We start from the raw sequence: 4,990 nt of genomic DNA, 5'->3' as shown, positions 1-4,990 counted from the left end.
AGGCCAGCTCGTAGCTCTTGATACGTGCGTCTAAGTCGCTATCACCGGGCCGAGCAGTGAGGTGCTCGTGGTTGAGCTGCGCAAGAAACGCCAGATCCTGCTTTTGGTTGTCGTCGCTGATTCCCTCACCGGGCTTGAGATCGAGAATGGGGACACCGCTGGGGCGGAAGACCGTTCCCTGATAGCTGGCGGGCATGTAGCCGCTCGCCCAGTTCGGAGCGCCACCAATCGGGCCACCGTGGGGGTCGAGCATTACCACATAGCCTGGCAGGTTTTGATTTTCGGAGCCTAGGCCGTAGGTAGTCCAGCTTCCCAGCGACGGTGCGCCCTGCAAGATCGTCCCCGTGTTCATCTCAAAGAGCGCCGGAGCGTGGTTGTTGGAGGTGCCATAAACCGAGCGGACAAAACAAATATCATCCACGCAGCTGCCGACATGGGGGAAAAGATCGCTGACCTCGATGCCGCTCTTACCGTATTTTTTGAAGGCGTATACACTCTTCATGAGAGGCACGGAGGAGCTATTGCCACCAAAGAACGTCTTCACCTCACCAGCATTGGGCAGAGCGAGCTGTAGTGTCTTCCCATGAAACTTCGTCAGCTCAGGCTTGGGATCAAACGTGTCCATCTGGCTGGGGCCGCCGTACATGAACAGAAAGATCACCGACTTCGCCTTTGCCGGGTAGTGTGGCTTCCTGATCGTCTGCGCCTGGGCTTCGTCAGCGAGGAGCGCGCTCAGGGCAAGCGTCCCAAAACCAACCCCAGCACGTGCCAGAAAATCGCGTCGAGAAGTGTAGGCTCTCATGACTGCTTCTCCTGCTCGGCGAGATCGGCGAGTTCCAGCTCGCGGTGTAGCTCCAGGTACATTGCGCGCACCGAAATATCCAGCGCTTCCGCAAGGGTGGCGGGTAGTTTTTTCATCCGAATCAGCTCCTGCACATCGGCGAGGTCTTTGCGTCGTCCCAGCCCCGTCATCCCAGAGGCCAGCTTCAGCTCGATGAGTTTCTCCAGCGTGAGTGTCTGCACTCCATCAATGCGTATTGAAACGGACTCAGGCTCAGGAAAGACAATGTTCTTGGGCTTTCCATCGCCAGGATACTCTCCCGTGGTGATGACCTCGATGGGGACATTTTCGGTCGTTGCACGGAATTTTTTTCGTGCGCCCTCAAACGCGGGACGGTAGCCGCACCCAACGAGCTCGGCGTGAAAGCGCTCCAGCCCTTCTTGGGTGAGCAAAAGGTCAATATCTTGAGTGAAGCGCTGGTAGCCGTGCTGGTTGAGCGCAATCGCCCCGATCACACTGTAGGCGATCCCACGGTCTTCCAGGTCTTTCACTAGCCGCTTGAGGGTGTTGTTCACGCAGCCGACTCCTCCAAAGAAACGTAGTCCCTCACCATAGGCTCCCGTGGGGGTGGCGATTACTTGCTGAAAATCAGTCGGCATAGAGGAACTCATTGGTATTGAACAGGACATGACAGAAATCGGCAAGGGCAGCTTGCTCGGGGCTGGCTTTCTTCTCGGTCCGGTGCAGCTCGGCTTTTTTGGCAAGAAACGCAGTGGCTTGCGTAAGCTGCGCGGGCGTAGGCTTGCGCACCAGCGCCAAGCGATAGGCAAGGGTGATTTGCGCCGCCGAATCGCTCCCCGCCTCTTTGGCAACACGCTCTGCGAAGTGTCGCGCTTGCTCCCAGCCGAACTCGCCGTTGAACATCGCCAGTGCCTGCGGCGCGATTGTCGTGGACTGGCGCTTGGGACAGGTATTGACCATGTCTGGGCCGTCGAAAACCTCGGTCATGGGCAATGATAGTGAGCGGCGCTGGAAGACATAGACCGTCCGACGGCGCTGCTGGTCTTCGGGAGAGCTTCCCCACTTATGCGTCGAGCCCGTAGCCAGCACCTCGCCGGAGACTCTCGGGTAGATACTCGGCCCCGCCATCTGCGGGTTGAGCTGCCCGGCAACCGCGAGCATCGAGTCACGGATCGCCTCGCCTTCGAGTCGCCGCCGCCGCTGCCGCCACAGAAGCGTGTTGGCCGGGTCGAGCTTGGCCGCAACGGGATTGGTGCCGACGCTCTGTTTATACGTCGCGCTCGTCAGAATTGTCTTGTGGAGCTTCTTCAGGCTCCAGCCGTTTCGGACCAGCTCCAGCGCCAGCCAGTCGAGCAGCTCGGGATGCGTGGGCTTGCTGCCGTTGCGCCCAAAGTCTGAGGGCGTGGCGACAATTCCTTGCCCAAAGTGGTGCTGCCAGAGCCGGTTGGCGATCACGCGTGCCGTCATGGGGTTCTGTGGAGAGGCAACCCAGCGTGCCAGTTCCAGCCGCGCTTTCCCGCTCATCACTTCTTCGTCTTTGCCACCGCAGAAGCTCGTGATGTAGCCCGGCTTCACCGTCTCACCCGGCGTGGAGAGGCTCCCCCGCACCAGCACTTTATGGGTAATCGGTTTCGTGTTCTTGTCCGTGATCACCTCCGCGACCGTATCTATCGGCGCAAGCTGGCGATTCAGGCTGTCGATCTCTGCCTCAACCCCCTCTTTTTTTCGCTTGCGCTTGGGCTCCTCCATATCGCCTTTTTCGGCACGCTCGGCCTCTAGCTGGGTACGTTTTTCCTGGAGCTGCTTGTGGAGTGACTCACGTTTTGCGATCAGTTCGGGGCTGTCTACCTCACCAGGTAGGCGCTCCTCGGACCAGCGCGTGTTGGCAAAGAACGCCTGGAGCTTGTAGTAGTCCTTGGCGCTGATCTTGTCGTACTTGTGGTCGTGGCAGCGCGCACAACCCACCGTCATCCCCAGCATCACTGCGCCCACCGTGTCCGTGGCATCGTTGAGGTAGTCCTGCCAGCGCCCCTCGGGATCGCGTGAGAGCTCGTCCCAGGAGCCCAGCCGCGCAAACCCCGTGGCGATCAGCGAGTCAGCGGTTCGGTTGGGTAGCAAGTCCCCGGCGAGCTGCTCGCTGAGAAACTGATCGTAGGGCTTGTCGGTGTTGAAGCTGCGGATCACGTAGTCACGGTAGCGCCAGGCGCGGGGGCGAATATTATCGGCCTCGAAGCCATGTGTCTCCGCAAAGCGCATCAGATCCAGCCAGTGCCGCCCCCAGCGCTCCCCGTAGCGCGGGTCAGCGAGCAGGCGATCTACCAGCTTCTCGTAGGCATCGGGCGCAGTGTCCGAGAGAAACGTGTCAGTTTCTTTCACCGTCGGCGGCAGGCCCAACAAGTCCAAGTAGACGCGGCGTAGGAGCGTGGTCTTATCGGCAGGCGGGCTGGGAAAGAGCTTCTTCGCTTCCAGTTTCACCAAAATAAAACTATCTATCGGATTTTGCACCCACTCGTCGCGCAGCACCGGGTTCTTGAGCTTAGGGCTTGCGGGGTTCGTCGGGGCGAGATAGGGCCAGCCCAGCTTTACCTCGTCCACTTTTGCGCCCTGCGCGATCCAGCGCTCGATGGTCTGGATCTGCGCCTCTTTGAGCGGCGGCATTCCAATGGGCATCTGTGGCTGGTGCTTGCCGCGCAGGTAGCCAATCAGCGCACTCGCGGCGGGCTTACCAGGGACAATCACTTTTTTGCCAAAGGCCATTCCTCCCGCAAAGAGCGCCGTGCCCTCTACCGAGAAGCCGCCCTGCTTCGCCTCGCCACTATGGCAGCCCGTGCAGTCGGCCTTAAGGAGTGGCTCCACTTCCTCCCGGAAGCTGACCGTCTTCGTGTTCCCCACTTTCTGCCCCGCCGCCCCCAGAGAGCCAACAGCAAGAAGCCCAATCAGAGGAAGTGCCGCCATAAACTTGCGCATAAACATCATTTTACCGGTTGAGACGAAAAAAGTGCCACCAAGTTCGTATGTCCAAAGTGCCGCGCAAAATCAAGCGGCGTTTTCCCGTCATGATTGGGCACGCTGGGATCAAGCCCTTCTGCAAGGAGAAGCTCGACGAGTTCCGTTCGGAAGTGTTGACGCGGACGATTTATGTCATCAGTGGCAATTCCATAGCAAGCAAGGTGTAGCAGTGTCGCTCCGTTCTCCGTTATCACGTTTTTGTCCGCCCCCGCAAAAAGTAATGCCTTTGCGTAGGGAGCGTTCCAGGACTGACAAGCCGCTTGCAGTGCCGTGTGCCCCATCACGTTGTGGCGCTCCAGTGGCACACCATACCCAATGAGAATTGGCACAAGCTCTGAACGCCCATTGTAGCGTGCATGGATATGAAGAAGAGAATCCTCTTGACGATTCAGATGAGTTGGATCGGCCCCTTGCTCTCGCAAAAATCGCAAGAAGTGCTTATCCATTCCATAGGGAGCAATAGAAAAAAGCACCTCAGCATGCAGCCGTACCCCAGCAGTAGTCAAATATCTAATAAGGTTTTCATTACGATAGTAGAGAGTACTCGAAAGTAAGTTCCCTCCGAGCTCCGAGCTCGCCAGCATCCCCTTCTGCACATCCAGCATCTGATAGAGTAAATCAAGGCGACCATTAGCAAGTAGGCAATGAGTCAGCGCAACTCGATCTGCCCATCGGGCTTCAGATTCCCCCAGCTCCGATAGCGTCGCATCGTATCTCTTCTCCTTCATCGCTTGTGCGAAAGCACGATCAAGGTTAGCATCGTGACCAGGTGGTGGCATCATTTTACAGACCTCAGGAAGAGCAAAGTTCCGAAGCCGGGGTGGTCGGCTTGGAAGGCGGCGCCTTCGGGGCGCAGGGACTCGGCGGCGCGGCGGGTGTAGGGAGCTTTCTTGCCGAGGCGTCCCTCAAAGTGGTTGAGTGCCAGCTCGTAGATGGGACGGAGCTTACCACGGCCTTCTTCCGAAATAGTTGCCCAGTCGTACTTGCCGGTCTTGTCTTTGTAGCGCTCGAAGGGGACGTCTTCTCCTAAATTGTACTTAGTAGTCGTCCAAAATCAAGTTCCAGTTCTTTGGTGTAGAATAGATTAGTTAGCCACTCCATTTTCTACTGTGAAGAAACCATGCCAAATAGGGAAATCTATATCTGCCGATGTGAACTTTGCCAGCAAGACGTTGAGCA

The 4,990-nt window shown here is 57.9% G+C and carries 5 protein-coding genes; 1 reads left to right on the top strand and 4 read right to left on the bottom strand.

The features are described from left to right. The 4 genes from RMO15_RS23855 to RMO15_RS23840 all read right to left on the bottom strand — a co-directional run. On the bottom strand, window positions 1-802 hold an 802-nt coding region (locus tag RMO15_RS23855; protein WP_309718374.1), incomplete at its 3' end, for a DUF1501 domain-containing protein. After that, complete coding sequence (locus RMO15_RS23850) at window positions 799-1,440, bottom strand: hypothetical protein (protein WP_309718371.1); 642 nt, start codon at window positions 1,438-1,440, stop codon at window positions 799-801. The genes RMO15_RS23850 and RMO15_RS23855, both read right to left, overlap by 4 nt. Then, window positions 1,430-3,769: a PSD1 and planctomycete cytochrome C domain-containing protein gene (locus RMO15_RS23845; RefSeq protein ID WP_309718368.1), complete on the bottom strand. Its 2,340-nt coding sequence runs from the start codon at window positions 3,767-3,769 to the stop codon at window positions 1,430-1,432. The genes RMO15_RS23850 and RMO15_RS23845 overlap by 11 nt, the downstream gene beginning before the upstream one ends. Window positions 3,770-3,774: 5 nt before the next feature. Beyond that, window positions 3,775-4,593, bottom strand: coding sequence for an ankyrin repeat domain-containing protein (locus RMO15_RS23840; protein ID WP_309718365.1), 819 nt, complete (start codon window positions 4,591-4,593; stop codon window positions 3,775-3,777). A 47-nt stretch (window positions 4,594-4,640) separates the two neighbouring features. On the opposite strand from RMO15_RS23840, the gene RMO15_RS23835 reads away from it, so the two are divergent. After that, window positions 4,641-4,841 carry a hypothetical protein gene (locus tag RMO15_RS23835; RefSeq protein ID WP_309718362.1) on the top strand — a complete coding sequence of 67 codons (201 nt, stop codon included), beginning with the start codon at window positions 4,641-4,643 and terminating at the stop codon, window positions 4,839-4,841. Window positions 4,842-4,990 lie beyond the last annotated feature (149 nt).

Origin of the sequence: Armatimonas sp., assembly GCF_031410135.1 — a bacterium.
In the GTDB taxonomy this organism is placed as follows: Bacteria; Armatimonadota; Armatimonadia; order Armatimonadales; family Armatimonadaceae; genus Armatimonas.
Note: the sequence above shows the minus strand (reverse complement) of the source record. Positions and strands in the feature narration are given on the sequence as shown.